The 26,500-nt window shown below is 59.2% G+C and carries 23 protein-coding genes; 18 read left to right on the plus strand and 5 right to left on the minus strand.

The window, feature by feature from the left end; all coding sequences use genetic code 11:
• Positions 1–50 precede the first annotated feature (50 nt).
• Positions 51–773, plus strand: a complete 723-nt coding sequence (locus KBZ22_RS00735) for a M15 family metallopeptidase (RefSeq protein ID WP_254941074.1) — start codon at positions 51–53, stop codon at positions 771–773.
• On the opposite strand, the gene KBZ22_RS00740 is transcribed toward KBZ22_RS00735, so the two are convergent.
• Together KBZ22_RS00740 and sir are read right to left on the minus strand one after the other, a co-directional pair.
• Complete coding sequence (locus tag KBZ22_RS00740; RefSeq protein ID WP_255020665.1) at positions 731–1,078, minus strand: hypothetical protein; 348 nt, start codon at positions 1,076–1,078, stop codon at positions 731–733. The two genes, KBZ22_RS00735 and KBZ22_RS00740, sit on opposite strands and share 43 nt — an antisense overlap.
• Positions 1,075–2,811 carry a sulfite reductase, ferredoxin dependent gene (gene sir, locus KBZ22_RS00745; protein ID WP_255020666.1) on the minus strand — a complete coding sequence of 579 codons (1,737 nt, stop codon included), beginning with the start codon at positions 2,809–2,811 and terminating at the stop codon, positions 1,075–1,077. The genes KBZ22_RS00740 and sir overlap by 4 nt, the downstream gene beginning before the upstream one ends.
• 82 nt (positions 2,812–2,893) lie before the next feature.
• Between sir and glyS the strand changes: the two genes are divergently transcribed.
• Together glyS and KBZ22_RS00755 are read left to right on the plus strand one after the other, a co-directional pair.
• On the plus strand, positions 2,894–5,059 hold the full coding sequence (glyS, locus tag KBZ22_RS00750) for a glycine--tRNA ligase subunit beta (RefSeq protein ID WP_254941071.1): 2,166 nt from the start codon (positions 2,894–2,896) through the stop codon (positions 5,057–5,059).
• Between the two features lie 106 nt (positions 5,060–5,165).
• Positions 5,166–6,311: a fatty acid desaturase gene (locus KBZ22_RS00755; RefSeq protein WP_255020667.1), complete on the plus strand. Its 1,146-nt coding sequence runs from the start codon at positions 5,166–5,168 to the stop codon at positions 6,309–6,311.
• Positions 6,312–6,343: 32 nt separating this feature from the next.
• Here the strand turns inward: KBZ22_RS00755 and chlP are convergent, their stop codons facing one another.
• Entirely contained in the window at positions 6,344–7,741 is a 1,398-nt protein-coding gene (gene chlP, locus KBZ22_RS00760) for a geranylgeranyl reductase (protein ID WP_255020934.1), read from the minus strand.
• Between the two features lie 184 nt (positions 7,742–7,925).
• Here chlP and KBZ22_RS00765 point away from each other — a divergent pair, with 184 nt between their 5' ends.
• The 8 genes from KBZ22_RS00765 to ccsB all read left to right on the plus strand — a co-directional run bounded on the left by KBZ22_RS00765 (position 7,926) and on the right by ccsB (position 16,854).
• Positions 7,926–8,630, plus strand: a complete 705-nt coding sequence (locus tag KBZ22_RS00765; RefSeq protein WP_255020668.1) for a D-alanyl-D-alanine carboxypeptidase family protein — start codon at positions 7,926–7,928, stop codon at positions 8,628–8,630.
• On the plus strand, positions 8,630–11,188 hold the full coding sequence (locus tag KBZ22_RS00770; protein WP_255020669.1) for a U32 family peptidase: 2,559 nt from the start codon (positions 8,630–8,632) through the stop codon (positions 11,186–11,188). Before KBZ22_RS00765 ends, KBZ22_RS00770 begins: the two co-directional genes overlap by 1 nt.
• 107 nt (positions 11,189–11,295) lie before the next feature.
• Positions 11,296–13,104, plus strand: a complete 1,809-nt coding sequence (typA, locus tag KBZ22_RS00775; RefSeq protein ID WP_254941067.1) for a translational GTPase TypA — start codon at positions 11,296–11,298, stop codon at positions 13,102–13,104.
• Positions 13,105–13,107: 3 nt separating this feature from the next.
• Positions 13,108–13,527 (plus strand): DUF309 domain-containing protein, encoded by a 420-nt coding sequence (locus KBZ22_RS00780; protein ID WP_255020670.1) that lies wholly within the window; start codon positions 13,108–13,110, stop codon positions 13,525–13,527.
• Between the two features lie 94 nt (positions 13,528–13,621).
• The gene (locus KBZ22_RS00785) at positions 13,622–13,993 is read left to right on the plus strand and encodes a hypothetical protein (RefSeq protein ID WP_396111545.1); all 372 of its coding nucleotides are present in this window, start codon (positions 13,622–13,624) and stop codon (positions 13,991–13,993) included.
• Positions 13,990–14,718, plus strand: a complete 729-nt coding sequence (gene lptB / locus KBZ22_RS00790; protein ID WP_254997050.1) for an LPS export ABC transporter ATP-binding protein — start codon at positions 13,990–13,992, stop codon at positions 14,716–14,718. The genes KBZ22_RS00785 and lptB overlap by 4 nt, the downstream gene beginning before the upstream one ends.
• A complete protein-coding gene (locus tag KBZ22_RS00795) occupies positions 14,715–15,893 on the plus strand; it encodes an LptF/LptG family permease (protein WP_255020672.1) in 1,179 nt (392 codons plus the stop codon). The genes lptB and KBZ22_RS00795 overlap by 4 nt, the downstream gene beginning before the upstream one ends.
• Before the next feature lie 46 nt (positions 15,894–15,939).
• Positions 15,940–16,854, plus strand: coding sequence for a c-type cytochrome biogenesis protein CcsB (gene ccsB, locus KBZ22_RS00800; RefSeq protein ID WP_254941063.1), 915 nt, complete (start codon positions 15,940–15,942; stop codon positions 16,852–16,854).
• Between the two features lie 95 nt (positions 16,855–16,949).
• Here ccsB and rpe read toward each other — a convergent pair whose 3' ends face one another.
• Positions 16,950–17,624 carry a ribulose-phosphate 3-epimerase gene (gene rpe / locus KBZ22_RS00805; protein ID WP_255020673.1) on the minus strand — a complete coding sequence of 225 codons (675 nt, stop codon included), beginning with the start codon at positions 17,622–17,624 and terminating at the stop codon, positions 16,950–16,952.
• A 202-nt stretch (positions 17,625–17,826) separates the two neighbouring features.
• Here rpe and glpX point away from each other — a divergent pair, with 202 nt between their 5' ends.
• The 7 genes from glpX to KBZ22_RS00840 all read left to right on the plus strand — a co-directional run bounded on the left by glpX (position 17,827) and on the right by KBZ22_RS00840 (position 24,799).
• Positions 17,827–18,831, plus strand: a complete 1,005-nt coding sequence (gene glpX, locus KBZ22_RS00810; protein ID WP_106501811.1) for a class II fructose-bisphosphatase — start codon at positions 17,827–17,829, stop codon at positions 18,829–18,831.
• Between the two features lie 35 nt (positions 18,832–18,866).
• Positions 18,867–20,177, plus strand: coding sequence for a glutamyl-tRNA reductase (locus KBZ22_RS00815; RefSeq protein ID WP_255020674.1), 1,311 nt, complete (start codon positions 18,867–18,869; stop codon positions 20,175–20,177).
• A 114-nt stretch (positions 20,178–20,291) separates the two neighbouring features.
• Entirely contained in the window at positions 20,292–21,587 is a 1,296-nt protein-coding gene (locus tag KBZ22_RS00820) for a glucose-1-phosphate adenylyltransferase (protein ID WP_254941060.1), read from the plus strand.
• A gap of 130 nt (positions 21,588–21,717) precedes the next feature.
• Complete coding sequence (gndA, locus tag KBZ22_RS00825) at positions 21,718–23,136, plus strand: NADP-dependent phosphogluconate dehydrogenase (protein WP_254941059.1); 1,419 nt, start codon at positions 21,718–21,720, stop codon at positions 23,134–23,136.
• Positions 23,137–23,140: 4 nt separating this feature from the next.
• Positions 23,141–23,887, plus strand: coding sequence for a 6-phosphogluconolactonase (pgl, locus tag KBZ22_RS00830; protein ID WP_255020675.1), 747 nt, complete (start codon positions 23,141–23,143; stop codon positions 23,885–23,887).
• Entirely contained in the window at positions 23,884–24,426 is a 543-nt protein-coding gene (locus tag KBZ22_RS00835; RefSeq protein ID WP_255020676.1) for a CIA30 family protein, read from the plus strand. The genes pgl and KBZ22_RS00835 overlap by 4 nt, the downstream gene beginning before the upstream one ends.
• A complete protein-coding gene (locus KBZ22_RS00840; RefSeq protein ID WP_254941056.1) occupies positions 24,413–24,799 on the plus strand; it encodes a hypothetical protein in 387 nt (128 codons plus the stop codon). Before KBZ22_RS00835 ends, KBZ22_RS00840 begins: the two co-directional genes overlap by 14 nt.
• Positions 24,800–24,814: 15 nt before the next feature.
• Here KBZ22_RS00840 and ilvD read toward each other — a convergent pair whose 3' ends face one another.
• Positions 24,815–26,485, minus strand: a complete 1,671-nt coding sequence (ilvD, locus tag KBZ22_RS00845) for a dihydroxy-acid dehydratase (protein WP_255020677.1) — start codon at positions 26,483–26,485, stop codon at positions 24,815–24,817.
• Positions 26,486–26,500: the final 15 nt, after the last annotated feature.

Raw genomic sequence — 26,500 nt, forward strand, 5'->3', positions numbered from 1 at the left:
CCTCTGGCTTTGCTGCCCAGCTTGAATGGCAAAGCCTGACTGCAGCTCCTTTGCGCCCCTGGAATTCCATTCCGATTACTGAGGTTGATGAGCCGCTGCAGAAAATCCCAACGGCCTTGCTGCGGCTCGAACCCCATCCCTACGCGGCCCTGGGAGCGCCCTATGGGCCTGATGCATCTCCATTTCGGCTGCGGCAGGGGGTGGTCACCCGTCTGCTGCAAGCCCAGCAGGAGCTGCAGAAGGAGCAACCTGGCTGGAGCTTGGCGATTTTTGATGCCTGGAGGCCCGTGGCCGTGCAGCGCTTCATGGTGCGCCACTCCCTAGTGGCCGAGTGTGGCCGAATCGGCATCAACCCCGACCATCCCTCCCCAGAGCGAGATCGGGCAGAGGCTGCCGTGGGCCGCTTCTGGGCCCCTCCCAGCGATGATCCGGCCACCCCACCACCCCACAGCACCGGAGCCGCCGTGGATCTCACCCTTGCTGATGCTGGCGGCCAGGCCCTGGCGATGGGGGGAGAGATCGATGCAATTGGCAGGGTTTCCGAACCCTTATTTCATCAAGCTGCCGCCTTGGCTGATTCCAGCAGCCCTGCCGCTACCTGGCACCAGCGGCGCCAGTTGCTGGCCAGGGTGATGGCTGGGGCAGGATTTGAGCAGCACCCCAACGAGTGGTGGCACTTCAGCTGGGGGGATCAGCTGTGGGCCTGGCGTAGCGGGGCCAGGGAGGCCTTTTATGGACGAGTAGGTGATTCGGCCAGTTCCCGGCTCAGCTGAGCGGCCTGTTCCGGGCTCAGCAACTGGCGGCTTACGCAGCGGCTGAGGGTTTTGGCTGTCATCTCCAGCTGAATCTGGCGTAGGCGTGCCAGCACGGCATCACCCTGGTCCGAAAAGGGCTGCAGTTGCTGCTGAAAGGCGGTTCGAATCCGCTCCGAATCGCAAGTGCTCAGATCGGGGTCGTAGAGCGTTTGGCGTGAGGCAGGTGGTGGTGACTGTTGGCGGCCCTGAGCCAAGAGGGGAGCCCTTATCAAGGCCACCTGAAATATGAAGGGGAGGAACAGGGCAAAGCGGGCCCAGCTCATCCAGCCGCTGCTTCTAGCCATTGCTGCACCGTGTCACGGCCACTGTTGACCACAAAATCACCAAAGCTGCGGCGGCCGCCAGCACTCTGCCAAGCCTTCAGAAGCGGTTCGAGAGTTGTTTCTAAATCATCCAGCGGCATTTTCTCTAGGTAGGGCTCCGCTAATCGGCTGAGGTTGGGGGTGCCCCCCAGCCACAACTGATATTGGTCGACACCACTGCCAACCAGTCCGATCTCAGCCATATAGGGGCGGGCGCAGCCATTAGGGCAGCCGGTCATGCGCACTAGCACCGACCGGGAAATCTCAAGGCGCTTGAGCTGGGCTTCAAGCCGCTCCAGGACGCTTGGCAGGATGCGCTCAGCTTCCGTAACAGCGAGACCACATAGGGGCAGGGCCGGACAGGCCAGTGCGTGCCGCTGCAGCGGTGCAGGTGCTTCCGGTGCGCCCATACCAAGCTCTGCCAAGGCAGCACGGATGGTGGAACGCTGGGAGGTGCCGATGTTGCAGAGCAGCAGATCCTGGTTGGGGGTGAGTCGCACCTCCAGCTTGTAGGTGTCGACCAGTCGACGTAAACCACTCTTGAACTCACCGGAAAGGCGTCCGCACAGCACCGGCAGGCCCACAAACCAGAGGCCACGGCTCTGGCGATGCCAGCCGAGGTAATCCTCGAGTTTGGTTTTTGGCTCTAGCCGCATCGCCTTGATCGGGTGGGCGAAATAGCGCTCCTTCAGCTCCTGACGAAACCAGTCGACACCCCGGTCGTGGATCAAATACTTCATCCGGGCATGACGCCGTTGCTCCCGGTCGCCGTGGTCCCGCTGGAGGGCGACGATCGCCTGCAGCAGTTCAAGCACGTGCCCATAGGCCACATAGCCGAGGCGGTCCGCTGTACGAGCGAAGGTCTCCTCCTTGTTGTGGGTGCGGCCCATGCCACCACCTACGTAAACGTTGCAGCCGAGGGGGCTGCCTTGGGGGTCACAGAACAGCACCAAGCCGATGTCCTGGGTCAGCAGGTCCACCGAGTTGTCGCCGGGAACGGTGACCGCAACCTTGAATTTTCTTGGCAGGTAGGTGCCGCCATAGAGCGGTTCGGCCGCATCACCGCTGAAGACAGCACCCTCCTGCTGCAGTGCCTTGATTTTGGCTACCGCCGGACTGGGCTTGATCCTGTAGCTGAGCTCACCATCAACCCAGAGGTCGAGGTAGGAACCCTCAGCCGCCTGGGGAGCGAGCAAATCAGCGATGTCGTCGGCAAGCTTGCGGGCTGCCGGGTAAGACCCCTTTTCAAAGGGTGCTGCCGGGGCCATCACATTGCGGTTGATATCGCCACAGGCAGCCAGGGTCGAGCCCAGCTCGCGCACGATCGTGCCAATCACCTCTTTGAGGTTCTCCTTTCGGACGCCATGCATTTGAAATGCCTGGCGAGTGGTGACCCGCAAGCTGCCGTTGCCCAGCCGGTCTGCAAGCTCGTCTATCGCCAGAAAGAGAGTCCCAGGTACTCGGCCACCGGGATTGCGCAGCCGGAGCATCATCTGCCAATCCTTCTCCGCGCCCTTGCGTCGGTTTTCGCGGTTGTCCTGCTGGTAACTGCCGTGGAACTTCAGGATCTGGACAGCACCTTCCGTGAAATTGGCGGAGTCGTTGCCGAGCTCCGTTAGCAATGGCTCTTTCAGGTGGCCACTGCTGGCCTTGAGCTGCTCAAATTTGGAGGCGGCCGGCTTGACTTCGGGCATCAGGTCCTTTGCACAACGCTCAGCACATCAATGAAGCTAGCGAACGGCGTTCAATACAGTCGTCCTGTGTTGCCCTGCCGCCGTGTCGACTTTTTTGCTCGAAATCGGCACTGAGGAACTTCCGGCCGATTTTGCGCGGCTAGCCCTGCCCCAGCTGGAGCAGTTAGTGGGCCGCGATCTCGCCACCTTGAGGCTTAGTCACGCCGGCATCTACTGCACAAGTACGCCCCGCCGGTTGGTGGTCAGCGTGACTGGGCTGCCGCATCGCCAGCCAGACCTGGAGGAGGAGCGCAAGGGCCCTCCCCAGGCCCAGGCCCTAAAGGATGGCGAGCCAACTGCTGCAGCCCTTGGCTTTGCGAGACGCTGTGGCGTCGCTCCAGAGGCCCTGGAAATTCGTGACACGCCTAAGGGGCCCTTTTTATTTGCCAGCTGCCTCGAACCAGGGCAGTCCACCACCGATGTGCTGGCAACCCAGGTACCCCTCTGGATTGAGGCCCTGCAGGGACGCCGCTTCATGCGCTGGGGGGAGGGGGAGAGTCGCTTCTCCAGGCCAGTTCGGTGGCTTGTGGCTCTGCTCGATGCCGAGCTGGTGCCAGTAAGCCTCATGGGCAGTGATCCGGTAGTGACGGCGGGCCGGGAGAGCCGGGGCCACCGCCTGCATAAGGCCAGTGTCACCATTCCTAGCGCCGAGGCCCATACCAATCTGCTGGCCGCAGCCGGGGTGGAGGTTGATCGCGATCGCCGTGGAGCTCTGATCCGCAGCGCTGTTGAGGCTGCAGCCTCAACCCACAACGCCGATGCCGATCTGCCCGAGGCGCTCTTCCAGGAACTGATTGACCTGGTCGAATCACCCACCTTGCTGGAGGGTCATTTCGACGAGCACTATCTAGGCCTACCAGCCGAGGTGCTCAGCACCGTGATGCGCTCGCACCAACGCTATGTGCCCCTTTATGCGAAGGGCCATAACCTTGATCCCCTGGCCCTTGATGCTCGAGCAAGCCTGCTGCCACGCTTTTTGTGCGTCAGCAACGCCCTGCCCGAAGCCGCTGCCAACGTGGCGCGTGGCAACGAGCGGGTGCTGAAGGCTCGTCTGGCCGACGCTGAATTCTTTGTAAGGGCTGACCGCAATATCGCCAGTATTGATCGCAGGTCTCAGCTAGAGCGTGTCACCTTCGCTGAGGGCTTGGGCTCCCTGCTAGATCGCACTGAGCGGCTCGAATGGTGCACCGACGTCCTACTTGAGCAGCTCGAGCTCTCCTCTAGTTGTGGCAGCCATGCCCGTCGGGCGGCCCATCTCTGCAAACACGACCTTGTCAGCCAGATGGTGGGTGAATTCCCAGAGCTGCAGGGGGCAATGGGGGGAAAATACCTGGTGGCAGAGGGAGAGCCCTATCAGGTAGGCCTAGCTGTGCTGGAGCACTACTTACCCCGTGGTGCGGGCGACGCCCTACCAAGCTCCGATGCGGGAGCTGTTGTCGCCTTAGCTGAGCGTCTGGAGTTGCTCTTAAGCATTTACGCCAAGGGCGAACGTCCTACCGGCTCCTCCGATCCCTACGCCCTGCGCCGTGCGGGCCAAGGCCTGCTGCAGATTTTGTGGAAGAAGGGCTGGCGCCTGGATCTGCTCGCCCTGTTGCAGCGCTCATGTCAGCACTGGGCTGAGCTGCTGCCCCACTTCACCGTGGATGCGCAGGGATTAACCACTGAGCTCGCCGACTTTCTGCGCCAGCGACTGGTGAGCCTGCTTGAGGAAGGTGGGATGGATATCGACTTAGTACAAGCGGTGGCTGGGCAAACTGGAGATCAAGGACGGGTGCTTTCCGATCCAGAGGATGCACGCCAACGTGTTGCCCTGCTTATGGAGCTGCGCAGCTCAGGTCAGTTGGCAGCGGTACAGGCGGTAGTTACCCGTGCTGCGCGGCTCGCAAACCAGGCCGATCTGCCAAGCAGCGTGCTCAGTGCCGCGGCAGTAGTCGATCCTGACCTATTCGAAAAAAGCAGTGAGGCAGCCATGTTGGCAGTGCTCAACAAGCTTGAGCCCTTCGCCACCAGTAGCGCCAACGATCGCTACCGCAACCTGGCTAGCGGTCTTTCGGCTGGCGCCCCAGCCCTGGCGGCCTTCTTTGATGGCGAGCTGAGCGTGATGGTGATGGCTGAAGATGGAGCGGTACGCAAAAACCGTCTCCATTTGCTGGGGGTGCTGCGCAATCAAGCTGCCGTATTGGCTGACTTCAGTCGCATCATGGGATGAGATTCCCGTAGAGTGTTGGCCTGTTATTGAACAAAATGCCTCTCCAAATTGAGGGTAATAATTGAGTTTACTTCCATCGCCACAGGCCCAATCGCCACAGGCTCAATTGGGACTGACACCTTCACCACAGGCCACGCCCGCGATTTCCCCCCGCCGCCGAGATTTTCAGCTCGAGGCCTTTCGCCAAGGCGATGACCGTATCGCCAGCTGGCAGCTAATCAATACCCTCCTGCCGACAGCCCTGCTTTGGGTATCCGTACCCACACTCGCTGCCGCTGGGCCTGCCCTACGACTACTGCTGCTGCCAGTGCTGCTGCTACTAGTCCTCTTTTCGGCGCGCTCATTCGCGCTAATGCACGATTGCGGTCACGAATCTCTTTTCAAAACTCGCTGGTTAAACAGGCCCGTTGGTTTTCTCCTGGGTTGCTTAAATGCAATCCCCCAACATCCCTGGTCCCGTGGCCACGCTTTTCACCATAAACACAATGGAAACTGGGATCGCTACCGGGGCCCATCTGCGCTGCTGACCCTTAGCGACTACCTGGCCCTATCACCAAGCCAACGCTGGTTTTATGGACTTAGTCGCCACCCTCTGATGCTTTTTCCAGGTGGTTGCTACTACCTACTGGTTCGGCCAAGGCTTGAGCTTGTGCTCGGTGTAGCTGAATGGCTGACATCTATGGCAGCCCACCTAGGCCAAAATGGGATAGCTGGCCTTGCCGAGCTGCCAGAGCTGAGCCGTAATTTTCGCTCCAGCCATTGGTACACCTCGGCTGAGTGCATAGATCTTTTTGCTAATAATCTAGTGGTGCTCACTAGTTGGTGGCTGATGGGATCCTGGCTTGGCTATGGCCTGTTTTGGAGCTGCTATCTATTTGTAATGACTTTGTCGGCAGCATTATTTCTCTGCATCTTTTTCGTCCAACACAATTTTGCAGATTCCTATGCCAGCGGCAACGAAGGGTGGGACTATCAGCGCGGCGCCCTAGAAGGTAGTAGTAACTTGGAAATGCCAGCAATACTCAACTGGTTTTGGGCAGACATCTCCTTCCACAGCATTCATCACCTCTGCGAAAGAATTCCTAATTACCGCCTGCGGGCTTGCCACGAAGCCAATGCGGCGCTACTTGAAGATTGCACGCGATTACGCCTAGAAGATTTCCCCAGCAGCTTTAGATACGTTCTGTGGAATTCAGATGCAAAAAAATTGCTCACATTGACCGAAGCCAATGTGAGCGTTGCAAACTACTAAACAAAATTCCTAAGTAAATAATCTAATCGGAATCAATCCTTTGCAGCAAGTGCCGGTTCGCGATCCAGGTCAAGCTCTGCGTTATTTGTAGAAATTGCGTTAGTTTTGCGAGATTTAACCCCAACCTTGATGCCACCTTTAATGGTGCTGACAGCCAACATGGCATTGACTTCAGCATCGCCGCGCACTGCGCTATCTACAGGCTTGTAGCCCTGGGGAGCAAGGGCATTGCCCCTAAGCACCGAGCCCAAGGTGAGCAAAGTGAGTTTCAGCTGCTGCCACGGATTCATCATTACCACCCGCTTGTAGAGGTAACTGTCGAAGGTGAGTCGCTGCACATCCTTGTCGTCGCACATTTCGACAAATGCTTCACGAGCAGCATCGTTACGGTAGAAAATATTTTGGAGAATCTCAAGCACTTTATAGGTGGCGCCGTATTGGCGATCCCATTTCTTCAGATACTTTTTGAGATCTGCCTCCGTAGGAACCTTGGCACCACCGGCACTAGATTCAACAATCTGTTCTGCGCACATGCGGCCGCTTTTGGCTGCAAAATAAATGCCCTCGCCAGAGCTCTTGGTGACATAGCCAGCAGCATCGCCAACTAGAGCCATGCGGCCAACCACCCGACGGGGACGGGGATGTTCCGGGATCGGATGAGCTTCGACTTTGATCACTTCGCCATTAACCAGCCGCTTTTTGGCCCGTTCGCGGATGCCTTCCTGAAGTCCCTTGATCAGCCCTTGGTTTTGTTGCATGGTTCCAGTACCAACCGCCACGTGGTCGTACTTGGGAAACACCCAGGCATAAAAGTCAGGGGATACATCAGTACCCACATACATCTCAGCCAGGTTTTCGTAGTACTTCATCTCCTCGGCAGGCAGCCTGATGCGCTCCTGGAAGGCAATGGCTACGTTGTAGTCGCCGGCATCCATAGCCTTGGCAACTCGACTGTTGGCTCCATCAGCCCCCACAATCAAATCAACTTCAAGAGTCTTGGTTTCTCCAGTTGCTTCTCCGGCACCATAATCGGAGTAAGTAAGAGTATAGGGGCCCTGTCGTTTAGCACCCGTATCAATTTTGGTAACCAAGCCGTTCACAAGCTGGGCACCTAGTTCGGCAGCTCGGTTGCGGAGAAAGGCGTCCATAACCTCCCTGCGGCACATGCCAATATACTCATTCTCATTTTCTAAGTTAATATCTACCTCCCTATTTGAGGGGGAGATCATCTTCATGTTGCGCACCTTGCGGTCGATGATCGACTCAGGCAAGTCAAACTCCTCAACCATACATAGCGGAATGGCACCGCCGCATGGCTTGGCGTTGTCAAGCTTGCGCTCAAAAATCCAGGTTTGAATACCGGCCTTGGCAAGCACCTCAGCCGCACAGGATCCACTGGGGCCGCCACCCACAACCGCGACTCGCAACATCAAAAAAACGCTCCGCCAAGATGGATGCTTCTGGGAAGCTAACACCGATAACCGGTCGGGTGGTGGGCAATCCGACCTCCCCGCCTAGGATCTTCATTGCTTGTGTTTAGGAAGATTGATCGGTGCCAGGCAGGGAACCCGCGTGACGCATCGCAATTCCCGCAGGCCAGGCCAACCCCTAGCCATGGGGGACATTCCTGTCGCCCGCCGCACCAGCACGCCTTCAGCCAAAGCAAACCGCTGGCTACTAGGGGTCAGCGTGGGCACAGGTTCGCTTTTGATAGCCCTTGCCCTAGTTGTGCTTTGGCGCCCAGGGCCGCTGCAGCGCCTGTTAGCCCCACCGCCAGTAAGGGGACTAAACGCCCGCACAGGCCTTGATGGGCGCCTGCTGGGCCATTTTCCCTACGGCGAGCTGGCCGCTTCCAAACGTGTGGCGATTGCCCCTGGGCTAAGCCTGCACCACGACGCAGCAGCAGCGCTTCTGTCCATGCAGCGTGATGCAGCCAGTAGCGGGGTCGAGTTAGTGGTGCTGAGCGCCTTCCGATCCCATACGCTTCAAAAAGAAATCTTTTTTGATGTGAAATCGGATCGCAACCAGAGCGCTCGAGAAAGGGCGATGGTTAGCGCCCCGCCAGGGTTTTCTGAGCACAGCACCGGCTTCGCCATCGATCTCGGCGATGGCCTGGCACCAGCCACCAACCTCTCACCAGACTTCGACCAAACCGCAGCCTATGCCTGGCTGCAGGCCAATGCTGCTCGCTATCACTTCACCCTCTCCTTCCCCAGGGGTAATTCCCAGGGGGTGAGTTACGAGCCCTGGCATTGGCGATTCGAGGGCAGCGCCGAGGCCCTGCAGTTGTTTGAGCCCGCCCAGCGGTTGGCGCGCTGATGACTATTCCGGAACTTCTGGCCCCTGCGGGTAATTGGCAGGCCCTGCGCGCCGCGGTAGCAAATGGCGCCGACGCTGTTTATTTCGGTGTGGAGACATTTAACGCCCGCATGCGGGCCGCCAATTTTGGGCAGGAGGAATTACCAGAACTCATGCACTGGCTGCATCGGCGGGGTGTGAAGGGATTTCTCACCGTCAATGTGCTCGTGTTCAGCGATGAGCTGGTTGAGGCGGCAAGCTTGATCAGGGCTGCGGCTGCGGCCCATGTCGATGCCCTAATTGTTCAGGACGTTGGCCTGGCCCGCTTGGCGCGCAGGGTGGCGCCCGAACTGGCTGTGCACGGATCTACCCAGATGTCGATCACCAGCGCCGCAGGGGTTGCCATGGCCGCGGAGCTTGGTTGTGCCCGGGTCGTGCTTGCACGGGAGCTGACTCTCACCGACCTAGGCCGCTTGCAAAGTCAGCTGCAGCAGCGCCAGTTAGCCATGCCCCTAGAAGTGTTTGTGCATGGCGCACTATGCGTTGCCTATTCGGGCCAGTGCCTCACCAGCGAAGCCCTGGGCCAGCGCAGTGCCAACCGGGGCGAGTGTGCCCAGGCGTGCCGCTTGCCCTACCAGCTGATTGTTGACGGCGAAGAACGCGATCTTCAAGACCAGCGATATCTGCTCTCACCCCAGGATCTATCAGCCTGGGAGCTTTTGCCCCAGCTCGAGCAGATCGGCATCGCCAGCCTCAAGATCGAGGGGCGTCTTAAGGACGCCACCTACGTGGCAGCAGTTACCGATGCCTACCGGCAAGGACTCGATCGTTTAACAGAGGGCCTACCCAGCGCGCCCCAGTCAGCTGAGCAGAAGCGATCTCTGGAGTTGAGCTTCTCGCGGGGGCTTTCCACAGGGTGGTTGGGGGGCCTCGACCACCAGGCGCTCGTGCACGGCCGCTGGAGCAAGAAGCGTGGCCCGCAGATTGGGTTATTCGAGCGCCTCAGTTCAGACGGCTGGTGGATCATCCAGACGCAGGCGGATCTGAAACCAGGCGATGGCCTGGTGTTTGAGGCCCCAGGATATGGCCCCCTGGAGGCACCAGCCGAAATTGGCGGCCGGCTGATGGCTGTGCAGCAGCGCCCGATGGGCCGGCTAGCCGTACGGCTTGGCCCTGGACGGATCGAAGCCCGTGGGCTGTCAGCGGGTAGCCTCTGCTGGCTCACCAGCGATCCCGCCCTTGAAGGTCAATGGCAGCGGATGGCCGGCCAGGCAACTCCGGAATGCAGCCGAGGCTTGCGGCTTCGCCTGCAAGGAAGGCTTGGCGAGCCCTTGGAGCTGCTGGTTGAGTGGGCAGAGGGGCTCGATCCAGCAGTAACTGCGCAAATAAAGCTGCTCTCCGCCTCGGTCCTGCAGGCAGCCAGCGAGCAAGCGCTAGACACCCCCAGACTTCAAACCCAGCTGGGGCGCCTTGGCGGCACCTGCTGGAAGTTGGAGCGCCTTGAGCCTGCTCTCGAGGGAGCGCTTTTTCTGCCGATAGCCCAGCTCAACAAGTTGCGCCGCGAGCTAGTTGAGGCGCTAGCCGCAATTGAGCCTGGCCTCGGCGGCTCGCAGGCCCCCTTGGCAGGGGACACAACTGATTTCACCGAGTTACTGCAGGTTCTTTCAATCCCTGCCCATGCTTCGCCCCTATCTGGGCCTGGTTCGGGCACGGCTGTGAATTCGGAGCCGCAGTTGGTTGTGCTGGTGCGCAGCCTTGAGCAATTGAAGGCCCTGCGGGATCAACCAGTTGCGTCAGTGGTTGCTGACCTAGATCAACCGGCCGAACTGCGCGAGGCCGTGGCAATCGGCCGTGGCTGCTGGCCTGGAGGCATCTGGCTGGCTGGGGCTCGGATCACACGGACTGATGAGCGCTGGACCCTGGAGCCCCTGGTGCGGGCGGCTCCCGATGGCTACCTGGTGCGCAATGCCGACCAGCTCGAGGTGCTCACACCCCTTGCTCCCTGCTGTGGCGATTTTTCTTTGAATGTTGCCAATCCACTTTCCGCCGCGTGGTTTCTGGACCATTGGAAGCTGCAGCGAATCACCGCCAGCTACGACCTTGACCTCAAGCAAATGCTGGCCCTGGTGCGGGGCTGCCCCCCCGGGCAGGTTGAGGTAACGGCCCACCAGCACATGCCCCTGTTCCACATGGAGCACTGCCTGTTTTGCGCCTTCCTATCCGACGGGCACGACCACACCGACTGCGGCCGCCCTTGCGAAAAGCACACGGTGCTTCTGCGTGATCGCAGCGGCAGTGAGCACCCGCTGCGGGCTGATCTTGGCTGCCGTAACACCTTGTTTAATGGCCGAGCTCAGACAGCTGCTGAGGCCCTGCCGCAGTTGATGCGTGCTGGGGTGAGGCAGTTCCGAATTGAGTTGCTGCAGGAATCAGCGGCCGAGAGCCAGCATCGGGTGCAGCAATATTCAGCGGCACTGCGTGGTGAGATCAGCGGACGCAGCCTCTGGCAGCAGGAACAGTTGGACAGCCGTCTTGGCGTGACCCGCGGCAGCCTCAAAAGCGGTAGGGGTGTGGGATAGAGTTGGATCATGGCTTAAAGTCTGCGTAAACGTTCCATCAAACGTTCCGTCTACATAAACTTCAAGTCAACAGATTCCATTCAACGTAAAAGTAGGGTTTTATTTGTATGAGCGGTGCACACCCAGGTACGCCGATTCGCAACATTGCGATCATTGCCCACGTTGACCATGGCAAAACCACATTGGTGGATGCCATGCTCACCCAATCGGGCATCTTCCGCGAGGGAGAGGCGGTTCCAACCTGTGTGATGGACTCGAACGATCTTGAGCGTGAGCGCGGGATCACAATTCTTTCCAAAAATACCGCTGTCGATTACGAAGGAATTCGTATCAACATCGTTGACACCCCTGGGCACGCAGATTTTGGCGGCGAGGTAGAGCGGGTTCTCGGCATGGTTGATGGCTGCCTGCTGATCGTTGATGCCAACGAGGGGCCCATGCCCCAGACCCGATTTGTGCTTAAAAAGGCCCTCGAGAAAGGGCTACGTCCAATCGTTTTCGTAAACAAGATTGACCGGGCCCGAGTTGACCCCGAGGTGGCTGTCGACAAGGTTCTCGACTTGTTCCTTGAGCTGGGTGCCGACGACGATCAGTGCGATTTCCCCTATTTGTTTGGGAGTGGCATGGGCGGCTACGCCAAGCCAGACATGAAAACCGAGAGTGACAATATGAAGCCGCTCTTCGATGCAATCCTGCGGCACGTTCCGCCCCCGGTTGGCGATCCCGAGAAGCCGCTACAGCTTCAAGTCACCACTTTGGACTACTCCGACTTTTTGGGTCGGATCATGATTGGTCGCATCCACAACGGCACAATCAGGGCTGGCCAACCTGCTGCCCTCATCCGTGACGATGGCAGCATCAAGCGCAGCCGCATCAGCAAGTTGCTTGGCTTCCAGGGACTGCAGCGGGTTGAGATTGAGCAGGCCAGCGCTGGCGATCTCGTGGCCGTGGCCGGCTTTGACGAGGTCAATATTGGTGAGACGATTGCCTGCCCCGATCACCCTGAGGCCCTGCCGCTGATTCGGGTTGACGAACCCACCCTGCAGATGACTTTCGTCATCAATGACTCTCCCTTCGCTGGCAAGGAGGGCAAATTCGTGACCAGCCGTCAGGTGCGCGATCGCCTACAGAAAGAGCTGCTCACCAACGTCGCCCTACGGGTAGAGGACACCGACTCACCGGATCGCTGGGCGGTCAGCGGCCGTGGTGAATTACACCTGGGCATCCTGATCGAAACGATGCGACGCGAAGGTTATGAGTTCCAAGTATCTCAGCCCCAAGTGATTTTCCGCACCATTGATGGCACCCCATCAGAGCCCTACGAAACCTTGGTTTTGGATGTGCCTGAGGAATCTGTGGGCGGCTGCATTGAAAAGCTCGGCGTCCGCAAGGCCGAGATGCAGAACATGGAAAATACAAACGACGGACGCACCCAGCTTGAGTTTGTGGTGCCAGCTCGCGGCCTGATTGGCTTCCGAGGCGAATTCATTCGAGCCACAAGGGGCGAGGGGATCATGAGCCACTCCTTCCTCGACTACAGGCCGATGCAGGGAGACATGGAAAACCGCCGGAATGGTGTGTTGATTGCCTTTGAAGAAGGCACAGCCACCTTCTATGCACTGAAGGGCGCGGAAGATCGCGGCCAGTTCTTTATTACGCCTAGTACCAAAGTCTACAAGGGGATGATTGTTGGTGAACACAACCGACCACCCGACCTAGAGCTCAACGTTTGCAAAGCAAAGCAGGTGACCAACATCCGCTCAGCTGGTGCAGAGGTGCTCGACACCCTGCAGGCACCTATCCAGATGACCCTGGAGCGTGCTCTTGAGTACATCGGACCCGATGAAATGCTTGAGGTCACACCCCAATCGATCAGGCTTCGCAAACTGCCTTCCAAAAAGGCCGCTAAGCGCTGATCAGTGCTCCCGAATTCTGAGCAGCAGTTTTTAAGCGAAGAGCAGGAATTATTGGCCGACACCCGCTTGGGCGAGGCCATATGCTTTTTTAACAGCGCTGAGTGGTATCCCTGCCACGACGGCTTCGAAGCCCTTTGGCATGAGACCGCTGGCCCTATGAGGCCGGTTTTGCAAGGAATTCTGCAGATCGCCGTGGCTGAACTGCACCTTGAACGGGGTAACTACCGCGGAGCCACAATTTTGATGGGTGAGGGTCTCGGCCGCCTTAAGGCTTGTCCGCCTAACTCCCTAGGCATAGATATAGCCGCCTTGATCGACTCATCTATGCAGCGTCTGGTGGCGTTGCAGCAGCAGAGGTCAATTGAGGGCTTGGAATCGCCCAGATTGGTTGGGAAAGCGCCCCAAAACCCTTCTGTAGATTAAAAATTACGCCATGTCCCATACCCAACTGTTGCTATATCCCCTTGTGCGCTCCGCGCTCTTGCGGCTGACGGCCCTGTCCCTTTTCCTCTCGGCAATGTTGGCCCCTGCACTTGCAGTCCCCGCAGTGGTGACTCCCACCAGCGGGCTGGTAACAATTGAATCCGACCTCCAAAAGGCCGATAACAGCACCGGGGTTGTGACAGCAACCGGCAATGTGCGCATCGTTTACCCCGACCAACAGGTTGTAGCGACGGCCCGTCAGGCCCAATACTTCAGTCGTGAGGGCAGGCTGGTGCTCAGCGGTGATGTGGATGTAATTCAAGATGCGGGTCACAGCATCCAGGCTGAAAGGCTGGTGTATCTGGTGGAGAGGGAGCGGATCGTGGCTGAGCCGGCCCCTGGTCAGCAAGTGATCACCCACTACCGAATCAATGCTCCTACAGCAAAGGAAGGCCTGATGCCATGAGTCTTGAGCTCGTAAATGTGGCGCTGGCCATCGGCGGCCGACTGCTGGTCAACCACGTATCCCTACAGCTTGAGCCAGGTGAAGTAGTGGGCCTGCTTGGTCCCAACGGGGCGGGCAAAACCACCACTTTTGGTTTGGTGACTGGCTTATTGCGCCCCGACTCCGGCCAGGTGTTGATGGATGGCAAGGCAATCGAAAAACTGCCCATGCCCCAACGGGCCCGCCTAGGTATTGGCTACCTGCCGCAGGAGCCCAGCGTCTTTCGCCAGCTGAGTGTGCGTGACAACCTGAGCCTTGCCCTGCAGGAAAGTGCCACCCCGATGGAGCTGAGGCGTCAGCGCCTCAATGGCTTAATCGAGGATTTTCACCTCAGCGAGTTTCAAAACCGCAAGGGATATCAGTTGTCCGGAGGCGAGCGGCGGCGCTGCGAAGTTGCCCGGGCATTGGCCGTGGGTATTGAGGGTCCCCGCTACCTGCTACTTGATGAGCCTTTTGCGGGAGTCGATCCAATCGCGGTATCGGATCTGCAGCAGTTAATCCACCAGCTCAAGGAGCGGGGCATGGGTCTGCTGATTACAGACCACAACGTGCGAGAAACCCTGGCAATCACCGATCGGGCCTACATCCTTTCTGAGGGATCGATTTTGGCTGCCGGCAGCTCTCAGCAGGTGGGTTCCGATCCCCTGGTCCGCCGCCATTACCTCGGAGAATCCTTCCAGCTATGAGTTGGTCACACCGCGCACGCCAGCAGCTGCTGACCCCTTGGCGCCAGCTACCCCTGCTGGATCGCTGGCTCCTAGCCGAACTGATCGGCCCCCTGATTTTCGGTGTAGCCGCATTCACCGCCGTATCCCTTTCAGTGGGTGCCGTATTCGAGCTTGTCCGCCGGGTTGCGGAATCGGGGTTGCCCCTAGATGTGGCCGTGCGGGTGCTGGTGCTGGAGATGCCCTCCTTTCTGGTGCTCTCCTTCCCAATGGCCACGCTGATGGCCACCTTGCTCACCTATTCAAAGCTTTCAGGCAACAGTGAGCTCACCGCCCTTCGAAGTGTTGGTGTTGCCACTTGGCGAATGGTGGTGCCCGCCGTAGCCATCGCTCTTGTGATGACCATGCTCACCTTCACCTTCAACGAGGCAATCGTGCCGCGCACCTTGTTCGAGGCTAAAAACACCCTCAACAGAGCGATTGGCCGTGCCGTGGCTGGCGAACAGAAAGACAACGTCATGTTCTCTAAATACGGCGAGATACAGGCTGAAGACGGCAGCACGGAGCGGGGCCTTACCCACTTTTTCTACGCCCAACGCTTCAATAAAGGGGTGATGGAGAGGGTCACCCTGCTTGACCTTTCACGCCGAGGTCAACGGGTGCTGCTCAGTGCCGATCGGGCCCGCTGGAGCGAGGCCGAGGCCCAGTGGGAATTCCTTGATGGCCATGTCTTTGGAGTCACGGAGGGATCGGAAAGCTCCACCACTTCAGCTGATTTCGACCGCTATCTATATCCCCTTGGTAGTCAGCCACTCCAGGTTGCCAAGCTGCCAAAGGATTCCAATTCAATGACAATCGGCCAAGCGCGAACCGCCGAGCGCCTGCTCAGAGAGGCCAGTGATCTGCAGGGTGCCCGCAAGCTTCGAGTTCGCATCCAGGAGAAGTTTGCCTTCCCCGCGGTCTGCTTGGTGTTTGGCTTAATCGGTAGCAGCCTTGGAGTGCGCCCCCATTCGCGCCGCAGCCGTAGCCAGGGTTTCGGGCTCAGCGTCCTGCTGATCTTTGGCTACTACCTGGTGGCGTTTGTTTTCAGTTCGCTCGGGGTCAAGGGAACGCTGAGTCCCTACTTCTCCGCCTGGCTGCCAGTGGTGATCGGTTTGGGTGGCGGCGTGTATCTGTTACGCCAGGCCAGCCGCTAACAGCACCTGCCATTCGCCAAACTGAGCAGATATCGAGTCGTTGCCCGTGCCCGCCCTGTTGAACGACCCAGTGCTTGGACTGGGTCTGACGGCGTTTGCCCTCCTGCTAGTCGCCCTGCCGCTGGCCTTCTGGTCCCTTAGCGGCGGCCGATCAAGCACGGCGGTCCGCTTGCTGGTTGCCGGCGCCAATCTCTGCCTCACGGCCCAATTGGTCCTGCGCTGGTGGGAATCGGGCCATTTCCCGATCAGCAACCTCTACGAATCCCTCTGCTTTCTCGCCTGGGGCTGCACCCTCACCCAGCTGCTGGTGGAGCGCACCTGGCCTTCGCCATTGGTGCCTGCAGCGGCTACCCCCATGGCCCTCGGCTGTGTGGCTTTCGCAAGCTTCGCTCTGCCGGATCGGCTCCAGGAAGCCTCGCCCCTGGTGCCGGCCCTGCGCTCTAGCTGGCTAGTGATGCACGTGAGCGTGATCATGATCAGCTATGCGGCCCTGCTGGTGGGGTCATTGCTTTCGTTAGCGGTGCTATTCACTGACCGCGGCAATTCAATGGAACTGCGCAGCAGCTCCATTGGTAGTGGCGGCTATCGCCAGGCCCAGCTGGCTACACCCCAGCTACAACTAAGCAGCGTGGCCATGCCTGCGGTTGAACAGCTTGATTCACTCAGCTACCGCACGATCACAGTGGGCTTCCTGCTGCTATCGGTTGGTCTGGTAAGTGGAGCGGTGTGGGCCAACGAGGCCTGGGGCAGCTGGTGGAGCTGGGATCCGAAGGAAACCTGGGCCCTGATCTGCTGGCTCGTCTACGCCGCCTATCTGCACACTCGCTTGATCCGTGGCTGGCAGGGCCGCAAGCCCGCGCTCGTAGCCGCAGCGGGTTTGGTCGTGATCGTGGTTTGCTATATCGGTGTAAATCTGCTGGGCATTGGCTTGCACAGCTATGGGTGGTTCTTTGACAGCTAAAGCCTAAGCGCGCCTATTCAAAATATATAAAGTGTGAAACCTTATCTGCCCCCCCGCGAACACGGGCGAGGGGGTATATTGAACTAGTCAGATGCTCATGCGCCGGGACGCTTGCTGTTGCGAATACCGGTGATTGCTGCGGCGTAATCAGGCTGGTTGAAGACACCAGAACCACTAACAATGGCATTGGCGCCCGCTTCAATCACCTTCCAGGCGTTTTCAGCCTTGATGCCGCCATCCACCTCAATCCAGGGATCGAGGCCACGCTCATCGGAAATGCGGCGCAGGTCGCGAATCTTTTGCACCTGGTTGTCGATGAAGCTCTGGCCACCGAAGCCCGGGTTGACACTCATGATCAGCACAAGATCGCAGAGCTCCAGGCAGTAGTCCAGCGTGTCTAGAGGTGTGCTGGGGTTGAGCACTGCACCAGCGAGCTTGCCAAGATCCTTGATCTGGGCAAGGTTGCGATGCAGGTGCGGGCAAGCCTCAACCTGCACAGAAATGATGTCAGCGCCAGCCTTGGCAAAATCAGCCACGTATCTCTCTGGCTCAACGATCATTAGGTGAACGTCGAGGGTCTTGGTGGTTACAGGCCTCAACGCCTGCACAATTAAGGGTCCAATGGTGATGTTCGGCACAAACCGGCCATCCATCACGTCAACGTGGATCCAGTCGGCACCAGCTTGATCGACAGCACGAACGTCTTCGCCGAGACGGGAGAAATCGGCGGACAGAATTGACGGGGAGATCACCAGGGATTTGGTGCTCATGCTGGATCAACCGATCGGGTGGCTTTGGATTGTAGGAAGTGGTCTGCAAACAAGCCTTGGGTGGTCCCCAGGTCCCATGGCCGCGAGCACTGATACAGTTGCGTCCGCTTCATCTTCGAAAGGCTTGGCAGCAACAGGCTTCTGACCTCGTGTCCCGCCAGGCCGACGCCATTACTGAAGCCCATTCCCCTGCCGGATCAACGTGGATCGCACCCTCATCCAGGAAATTCTCGAGGTCGTTGAGCAAGCTGCCATCGCCTCTGCCGAACTGACCGGCCTTGGCAAGAAGGATGAAGCTGACGCTGCAGCAGTCGAGGCCATGCGCACTCGCATGGGCCTAATCCAGATGCAGGGCCGCATCGTTATCGGTGAGGGCGAGCGCGATGAAGCTCCCATGCTCTACATCGGCGAAGAAGTTGGCAGTGGCACCGGCCCCGGTGTGGATTTCGCCGTTGATCCCTGCGAGGGAACCAACCTTTGCGCCAACAGCCAGCGAGGCTCCATGGCTGTCCTGGCCGCTTCTGATCGCGGTGGACTTTTCAACGCTCCCGACTTCTACATGAAGAAATTGGCTGCACCCCCTGCAGCCAAGGGCAAGGTGGACATCCGTAAGTCGGCTACCGAGAACATCAAGATTCTCAGCGAGTGCCTTGGTCTTGCAGCCAGCGAACTGACCATCGTCGTGATGGACCGTGCTCGTCACAAGGATCTGATCGCCGAGATCCGGGCCACTGGCGCCAGGATTCAACCCATCTCGGATGGCGACGTTCAGGCCGCCATCGCCTGCGGTTTTGCAGGCACTGGCACCCATTGCCTGATGGGCATCGGCGCAGCTCCCGAGGGCGTGATCTCCGCCGCAGCCATGCGGGCCCTTGGCGGTCACTTCCAGGGCCAGCTCGTGTACGACCCGGCCGTGGCTCAGACCTCTGAGTGGGCTGACTACACCAAGGAAGGCAACATTGCCCGTCTTAACGAGATGGGTATCACCGACGTAGACAAAATCTATGAGGCAGAGGAGCTTGCCTCCGGTGAAAACGTGGTCTTCGCTGGCAGTGGCATCACCGATGGCCTCCTGTTCCACGGTGTCAAGTTTGAGAAGGATTGCACCCGCACCAGCTCCCTGGTGATCAGCAACCTGGACAACACCGCTCGCTTTACCAATACCATTCACATGAAGGATGGGGCCCAGAGCATTGCGCTGAGCTGACGCCCGCCCCAGTCCGAGCACCCCAGCCAGCCTCCATGCACATTGCCGTCGTCGGCCTCAGTCATCGCACGGCTCCAGTGGAGATCCGGGAGCGTCTCAGCATCCCGGATCAAACCATGGAGGCTTCGCTGCAGCAGCTGCGAGCCGACGACCAGGTGCTGGAGGCATCCATCCTCAGCACTTGCAATCGGCTGGAGATTTACACCCTGCTCCGTCATCCGGAGCGGGGTATTTCCGCTGTCGGAGCTTTTTTAAGCCAGCTCTCCGGCCTGGCGGTCGAGGAGCTCACACCACATTTATTTACCTTTCATCACGAGGAGGCAATCAGCCACCTGCTGAGGGTTTCAGCAGGCCTCGATTCCCTAGTGCTTGGGGAGGGGCAAATCCTCTCTCAAGTAAAAAAAATGGTGAGGCTTGGCCAGGAGCACCACTCTGTTGGGCCAATCCTCAATCGGCTGCTTACCCAGGCGGTTAGTACCGGTAAACGGGTCCGTACGGAAACGAACCTTGGCACCGGCGCTGTCTCGATAAGTTCAGCGGCTGTGGAGCTGGCCCAGCTCAAGGTGGGCCAAGCTCGAGGCCTCGATGAGCTGGTGCCCCTTGATCAGGAGCAGGTGGCAGTGGTGGGGGCAGGGCGCATGGCCCGCCTGCTGCTTCAACACCTTCAGGCCAAAGGCTGTAAGGGCCTTGTGCTGCTCAACCGCACGGTTAGCAAGGCGGAACTACTGGCCGCTGACTTTCCATCTCTGCCCGTTCAGTGCCGTCCCCTTGACGACCTGGACCATTGCCTCAGCACCTGCTCGCTGGTTTTCACCAGCACCGCTGCCGACACACCAATCATCACGGCTCAGCGCCTCAGCGGACTGAATCGCCGCTCCAGCTTGATGCTGGTTGACATCGGCGTGCCCCGCAACATTTCGGCGGATACGGCTGGCCTGCCCGGCGTGCACTCCTACGACGTTGATGATTTGCAGGAGGTTGTAAATCGCAACCAGGAGGCTCGGCGGGAAATGGCAGCTGAGGCCGAAGGGCTGCTGCAGGAGGAGTCTCGTGCCTTCCTGGAATGGTGGGACGGGCTTGAAGCCGTTCCGGTTGTAAACCGGCTCCGGCGCCAGCTGGAAGACATCCGTGAGCAGGAGCTCCAGAAGGCCTTAAGCCGCATGGGTCCAGACCTATCAGCCAGGGAGCGCAAGGTGGTTGAAGCCCTCAGCAAGGGCATCATCAACAAGATCCTGCACACCCCTGTTACCAACCTGCGGGCCCCCCAACCGCGCCAGCAGCGACACAGCGCCATGAGGGTCCTGGAGGATCTGTTTGAGCTGCAGGAGCGTCCGCCAGAGCCTTGAACCAGCCCCAGCCTTGGGCACTGCAACAGTTCGTGCCGCAGGGGATCAAAAGGCTCGCCCAATAGCAGGACGCTCAAGTACGGTCAGCCCCGAGAACCGCTGGCAGCAGGATTTATGAAGCGTGTACTGGCAATAATTCTGGGAGGTGGTGCTGGTACCCGCCTTTACCCATTGACCAAAATGCGGGCCAAGCCAGCTGTGCCACTGGCAGGTAAATATCGGCTAATTGATATTCCAATCAGCAATTGCATTAATTCGGAAATCAATAAAATCTATGTACTTACCCAGTTCAACAGTGCGTCGCTGAATCGTCACCTGACGATGAGCTACAACCTTTCGGCTGGATTCGGCCAAGGCTTTGTAGAGGTTTTGGCAGCCCAGCAGACCCCAGAAAGCCCAAGCTGGTTTGAGGGCACCGCCGATGCAGTCCGTAAGTACCAAGGACTTTTCCACGAATGGGACGTGGACCACTACCTGATTCTTTCCGGTGACCAGCTCTACCGGATGGACTACAGCCGTTTTGTTCAGCACCACATCGACACCGGCGCCCAGCTCACCGTTGGCGCCCTCCCCGTAGATCCTGCCCAGGCTCAGGACTTTGGCCTGATGCGCACCAGCAGTGATGGCCGTATACAAGAATTTCGGGAGAAGCCCAAGGGTGAAGCCTTGGAGACCATGCGGGTTGACACCCAGGCCCTTGGCCTGTCGCCGGAGGAGGCGGCCAAGCGCCCATACCTCGCCTCGATGGGCATCTATGTGTTCAGCCGCGACACCCTCTTTGACCTGCTGAGCAGCAACCCGTCCTCAACAGACTTTGGCAAGGAGATCATCCCCGCCTCACTGGCCCGCGGCGACCGGCTCCAAAGCTTCCTCTTTGACGACTACTGGGAGGACATCGGTACTATCGGCGCCTTCTATGAAGCCAACCTGGCGCTTACCGATCAACCCAACCCGGCCTTCTCCTTCTACGACGAGAAGTTCCCGATTTACACCAGGCCTCGCTACTTGCCGCCCAGCAAGTTGCAGGACGCCCAGGTAACCGCCTCGATCATCGGTGAGGGATCCTTGCTCAAGGCCTGCAGCATTCATCACTGCGTACTGGGCGTGCGCTCCCGAGTTGAAGACGAGGTAGTGCTCCAGGACACCCTGGTGATGGGAGCCGACTACTTCGAGTCCTCTGAGGAACGCCTTCTACTACGTGAACGTGGGGGCATCCCCATCGGCGTGGGCAGGGGCAGCACCGTTAAACGGGCCATCATCGACAAGAACGTGCGGATCGGAGACAACGTCACGATCGTCAACAAGGACCACGTGGAGGAAGCTGACCGGCCCGAGCTCAGTTTCTACATACGCAACGGCATTGTGGTGGTTGTCAAAAATGGGACCATCGCCGACGGCACGGTGATCTGAGCAGGGAAAGCTGCCAAGGTGTCAGGCCAAAAACCAGGAGTTGCTGACACCTTTGCCACCAAGTTGTGACGGATGCCTGGGCTGACCAGCACGCTTCGCCACACTGTCGCCAAAAGCTTCAAATTCAGTCATGGGCAAGGCGCATTTCGGCCTGATCGGTTTGGGAGTGATGGGGGAAAACCTCGTCCTAAATGCTGAGCGCAACGGCTACTCCTCCGTTGTGTTCAATCGCACCAAGGCAAAAACCGATGAGTTTCTGGCTGGTCGTGGCGCCGGCAAGGACATTGTTGGTGCCGCGACCCTTGAGGAGTTTGTGGCGACCCTGGAGCGTCCACGCCGCATCCTGATGATGGTCAAAGCGGGACAGCCCGTTGACGACACGATTGCGGCAATCTCCCCCTTCCTTGAAGAGGGTGACCTGCTGATTGACGGCGGCAATTCTCTCTACGCCGATACGGAACGCCGCGTTGCCGAGCTGGAGAGCAAGAGCTTCGGCTACATCGGCATGGGCGTCTCCGGTGGCGCCAAAGGCGCCCTCGAAGGGCCGAGCATGATGCCCGGTGGCACCAAGGCGGCCTACGACGCCATTGAACCGTTGGTGCGCAAGATGGCAGCCCAGGTAGACGATGGTCCCTGTGTCACCTACATCGGCCCCGGGGGCGCTGGCCACTTCGTCAAAACGGTGCACAACGGCATCGAGTACGGCATTGAACAGATCCTGGCTGAGGCCTACGACCTGATGAAGCGGGTTGGCGGACTGAACGGCGACCAGATGGCCGACGTTCTAGCCAGCTGGAATCAAACCGAGGAGTTGGCCTCATTCCTGGTGGAGATCACCGAGGTATGCCTGCGCACCAAGGATCCAGAAACCGGTGCCGATCTGGTGGAGGCGATCGTGGATGCGGCTGGCCAAAAGGGCACTGGTCTTTGGACCGTGGTGAGTGCCCTGGAGATGGGTGTTCCCGTGCCAACCATCTATGCCGCCCTAAATGCCCGAGTGCTGAGCTCGCTGCGCTCCGAGCGCCTCGAGGCGGGCGCCCTGCTGCCAGAGCCTGCCCCCCATAGCTTCGATCTTGGCAGCGCGGCAGATGCCATGGCTCCCCTGCGCGATGCCTGCATTGCCGCCTGCATCGTCAGCTACGGCCAGGGCATGGCCCTGCTGCAGGAAGCCTCAAAGCTGCACGATTACAACCTCAATTTTTCGGCCATCGGCCAGATCTGGAAAGGGGGCTGCATCATCCGGGCCCGCTTGCTGCAGCGAATTCAGGATGCCTATGGCGCCAATCCCAGCCTGGCAAACCTGATGCTCGACCCCTGGTTTGCCGAGCAGATCAACAGGCGTCTGCCGGGGCTGCGGCAGGTGGTTGCCGGCGCTGCCCTGGCGGGGATTCCCGTGCCCTGCTTAAGCAGCACCCTCGATTACATCGACAGCTACCGCAGCGCCCGCCTACCCCAAAACCTGGTCCAGGCGATGCGCGACTGCTTTGGCTCCCACACCTACGAGCGGGTCGACAAGCCTGGCAACTTCCACACCGAGTGGCTGGACTGATCCAATGACCCCAATCACTCCAGGCTCCACCACTCGCTATCGCCTGGTGGTGGCTGAGTCGGCAGCTGAGCTCGCCCGTCAGACGGCTCAAGCCCTGGCCTCTGAGATTGATCAGGTACTTGCCCAGCGCGACCGCGCCCAGATAGCACTCGCCGGCGGAGAAACACCAAAGGCGACCTATCGCTTACTCGGTCAGCAACACCTGCCCTGGGATCGGGTCGATGTGCTCCTTGGCGATGAGCGCTGGGTGCCAAGCGAAGACCCCTCCAGCAACGCCCGCATGCTTAGGGAAACCTTGATGGCGGATCTCCCCGGTGGCAAGGCCTGCTTGCACCCGGTTCCCACCCAGCTCGCCAGCCCGGAGCTAGGAGCGGCAGCGTACGCAGACCTGCTGCAACAACTGTGCGGCGACTTTCCACCGGTGCTGGACGTGGTGCTGCTGGGCCTCGGCGACGATGGTCACACCGCCTCGTTGTTTCCTGGCACCGTTGCACCGGGGGTGAGGGACCGCTCCGTAACCCTGGGGGAGGGCAAGGGTCTGCCCCGGGTCAGCCTTACAGCCCCAACCCTTTCAGCGGCGCGGCGGGTGATCTTCCTAGTGAGTGGGGCCGGCAAGGTGCAGGCCCTGCATCGGTTACTCGATCCCGAAGAATCGCCCCTGCGCACCCCAGCCAAGTTGGTGCAGCCCACCACTGAGACTGAGGTGCTGATATTTGCTGACCAAGCAGCAGCTGCTGGAGTTGGCCAGTGATTCCCATCGCCAGCGGCGACGGCTTCATTGGCTGGCATCCCTTAAACGACACCGTGATGGGTGGGCGCAGCCAGGGCAACTGCCGGGTCGCCTCAACAGGCCTTGAGTTTGAAGGCACGCTCGTTGAGGAAGGAGGGGGCTTCATCAGTTGCCGCTCGCCTCTGTTTTCTCCCCCTCTCGATCTTTCGAGTTGTGAGGGGCTCGAACTTGAGCTGCTTGGTGCTGGCAGACGCTTCAAGTTGGCGGTTGCCTGCGCTGACGGTCTGGCCGGTCTCACCAACTTGATCCCGGGGGGCCTGCGCTGGGTGATCGAATTCGCTACGGAGCCTGAGGGGCCCAGCCTCGTGAGGATTCCCTTCGCGGATCTAAGAGCCTCGGTGCGCGCTAAGCCGGTGGGGTTGCCCTTGAACTTTGACCCAAGTCGGATCAACAGACTGCAGCTTTTGCATTCACGCTTCGCCGATGATGGCGGCTTAAATGCTGGCTTCCGCGCCGGTCCTATCTACCTACAACTTCGCGCTGTACGTGGCTACCCCTGAGCTAGTTAATAGCAACCTGCAACAGCTGGTGGCAGCCGCCGCCGATCTATGCCGCAAGCCATGGCGTCATGCCGTGCTGCCCCTGGATGATGCCCAGCGCTGCGACGATTGCAACCTGCGACTTGAGGTAAGACAGGCTGATGGGGAGCGCTATCCCGCCGCCGATCTCGAAATTGAGATCTATCGCAGCGGTAATGACCTCAACCTCACCCTGGCCTGGTGCCACGACCAGCAACGCCCCCTGCTTTGGCAGGGGAGCCATCCGGTGTGGATGGAGCCGGAGTCAGGGCTCCGCTGCGAGCGACCAGTTGATGGTGCCCCCCTGGAGGCTTTGGCACGAAGGCTCAGGGCGCTTTTGATGCCGCTTGACTGAGTCTTAGCTCAACTATCAGATCTCATCGGTCACAGCGCCCCTGCTGCTGCTGCCAACCAGGCGGGCATATTTTCCAAGCACCCCGGTGCGATAACGGGGCTCAGGCTTGACCCAGGCGGAGCGACGCAGAGCGATTTCCGCATCTGGCACATTGAGCTGGATCAGCAGTTCGATGGCGTCCACCGTGATGCTGTCCCCTTCCTCCACTAGGCCGATTGTTCCGCCCACAGCAGCCTCGGGTGCAACGTGACCCACAACAAGACCAAAGGAGCCACCTGAAAAGCGACCATCGGTGATCAGGGCCACCGAATCGAGCATGCCCTGCCCCACGATTGCCGCCGTGGGACTAAGCATCTCCCGCATCCCAGGGCCACCCACCGGGCCCTCATTGCGCACAACGACCACATCACCGGGGCTAATCTGCTTATCAAGGATTGCGGCCAGGCAGGATTCCTCGCTTTCAAAAACCCTTGCTGGGCCAGTAATTACAGGGTTTTTAACACCACTGATCTTGGCCACCGCACCTTCTTCAGCCAAGTTTCCCTTGAGTATCGCCAGGTGCCCTTTGGGATAAAGGGGGTTGCTAAGAGGACGGATCACGTCCTGACCAGAGGGGGGCTCGGAAGGAACAGACGCCAACAACTCAGCCAGAGTTTTTCCCTCAATGGTGCGGCAATCACCATGCAGTAAGCCCGCATCGAGCAGCAGCTTCATCACCTGGGGTATGCCACCGGCCTGATGGAGGTCAACGGTCACATAGCGGCCACTGGGCTTTAGATCGCAGATCACTGGCACCCGCTGGCGGATCGTCTCAAAATCGTCGATGGTTAGGGTTACTCCAGCGGTGCGGGCGACCGCCAGTAGGTGCAACACGGAATTGGTAGAGCCACCTACCGCCATGATCACGCTGATCGCATTTTCGAAGGCCTCGCGGGTGAGTAGGTCGCTAGGCAAGATATTTGCCTCAAGAGCATCAACCAAAACCTCAGCGCTGCGAGCAGCACTCTCTGCTTTCTCAGGGTCCTCAGCTGCCATGGTGGAGCTGTATGGCAGGCTTAACCCCAACACCTCAAAGGCGGCACTCATGGTGTTGGCGGTGAACATGCCACCGCAACTACCGGCACCTGGACAGGCATTTTTTTCAATAGCAGTGAGCTCCTGCTCATCAATACGACCACCGCTGTATTGACCGACTGCCTCAAAAGCACTTACTACCGTGAGATCACAGGCACCAAGCTTGCCAGGTTTAATCGTGCCACCGTAAACAAAGATCGAGGGAATATTCATGCGGGCCATCGCCAACATGGCTCCTGGCATATTTTTGTCACAACCACCAATTGCCAGCAAGCCATCCATACTTTGGGCGTTGCAGGCAGTTTCAATCGAATCGGCAATCACCTCGCGGCTCACCAGGGAATACTTCATACCCTCCGTGCCCATTGATATGCCATCGCTCACCGTGATGGTGCCAAACATCTGGGGCATGGCACCGGCTGTTTGAAGGGCCGTCTCAGCGCGCTGGGCCAGCTCGTTTAAGCCCAGGTTGCAGGGTGTAATTGTGCTGTAGCCATTGGCAATGCCAATAATTGGCTTGTTAAAATCGCCATCGCCAAAGCCAACCGCCCGCAACATGGCACGGTTAGGAGAGCGCTGGATGCCTTGCGTGATCGCTGCGGAGCGGAGCATGGTGACGGGTTGGGC

Origin of the sequence: Cyanobium sp. L1E-Cus (assembly GCF_024345755.1) — a bacterium.
Lineage (GTDB): Bacteria > Cyanobacteriota > Cyanobacteriia > PCC-6307 > Cyanobiaceae > Cyanobium_A > Cyanobium_A usitatum.

Bases quoted from the DNA above. Each gene is read 5' to 3' on its own strand.
- pgl (WP_255020675.1), top strand. From the start codon at position 23,141: ATGACCCCAATCACTCCAGGCTCCACCACTCGCTATCGCCTGGTGGTG.
- lptB (WP_254997050.1), top strand. From the start codon at position 13,990: ATGAGTCTTGAGCTCGTAAATGTGGCGCTGGCCATCGGCGGCCGACTG.
- rpe (WP_255020673.1), bottom strand. From the start codon at position 17,624: ATGAGCACCAAATCCCTGGTGATCTCCCCGTCAATTCTGTCCGCCGAT.
- chlP (WP_255020934.1), bottom strand. From the start codon at position 7,741: ATGTTGCGAGTCGCGGTTGTGGGTGGCGGCCCCAGTGGATCCTGTGCG.
- KBZ22_RS00765 (WP_255020668.1), top strand. From the start codon at position 7,926: ATGGGGGACATTCCTGTCGCCCGCCGCACCAGCACGCCTTCAGCCAAA.
- typA (WP_254941067.1), top strand. From the start codon at position 11,296: ATGAGCGGTGCACACCCAGGTACGCCGATTCGCAACATTGCGATCATT.
- KBZ22_RS00795 (WP_255020672.1), top strand. From the start codon at position 14,715: ATGAGTTGGTCACACCGCGCACGCCAGCAGCTGCTGACCCCTTGGCGC.
- KBZ22_RS00815 (WP_255020674.1), top strand. From the start codon at position 18,867: ATGCACATTGCCGTCGTCGGCCTCAGTCATCGCACGGCTCCAGTGGAG.
- KBZ22_RS00785 (WP_396111545.1), top strand. From the start codon at position 13,622: ATGTTGGCCCCTGCACTTGCAGTCCCCGCAGTGGTGACTCCCACCAGC.
- KBZ22_RS00820 (WP_254941060.1), top strand. From the start codon at position 20,292: ATGAAGCGTGTACTGGCAATAATTCTGGGAGGTGGTGCTGGTACCCGC.
- KBZ22_RS00770 (WP_255020669.1), top strand. From the start codon at position 8,630: ATGACTATTCCGGAACTTCTGGCCCCTGCGGGTAATTGGCAGGCCCTG.
- ilvD (WP_255020677.1), bottom strand. From the start codon at position 26,485: ATGCTCCGCTCCGCAGCGATCACGCAAGGCATCCAGCGCTCTCCTAAC.
- sir (WP_255020666.1), bottom strand. From the start codon at position 2,811: ATGCCCGAAGTCAAGCCGGCCGCCTCCAAATTTGAGCAGCTCAAGGCC.
- KBZ22_RS00740 (WP_255020665.1), bottom strand. From the start codon at position 1,078: ATGAGCTGGGCCCGCTTTGCCCTGTTCCTCCCCTTCATATTTCAGGTG.
- gndA (WP_254941059.1), top strand. From the start codon at position 21,718: ATGGGCAAGGCGCATTTCGGCCTGATCGGTTTGGGAGTGATGGGGGAA.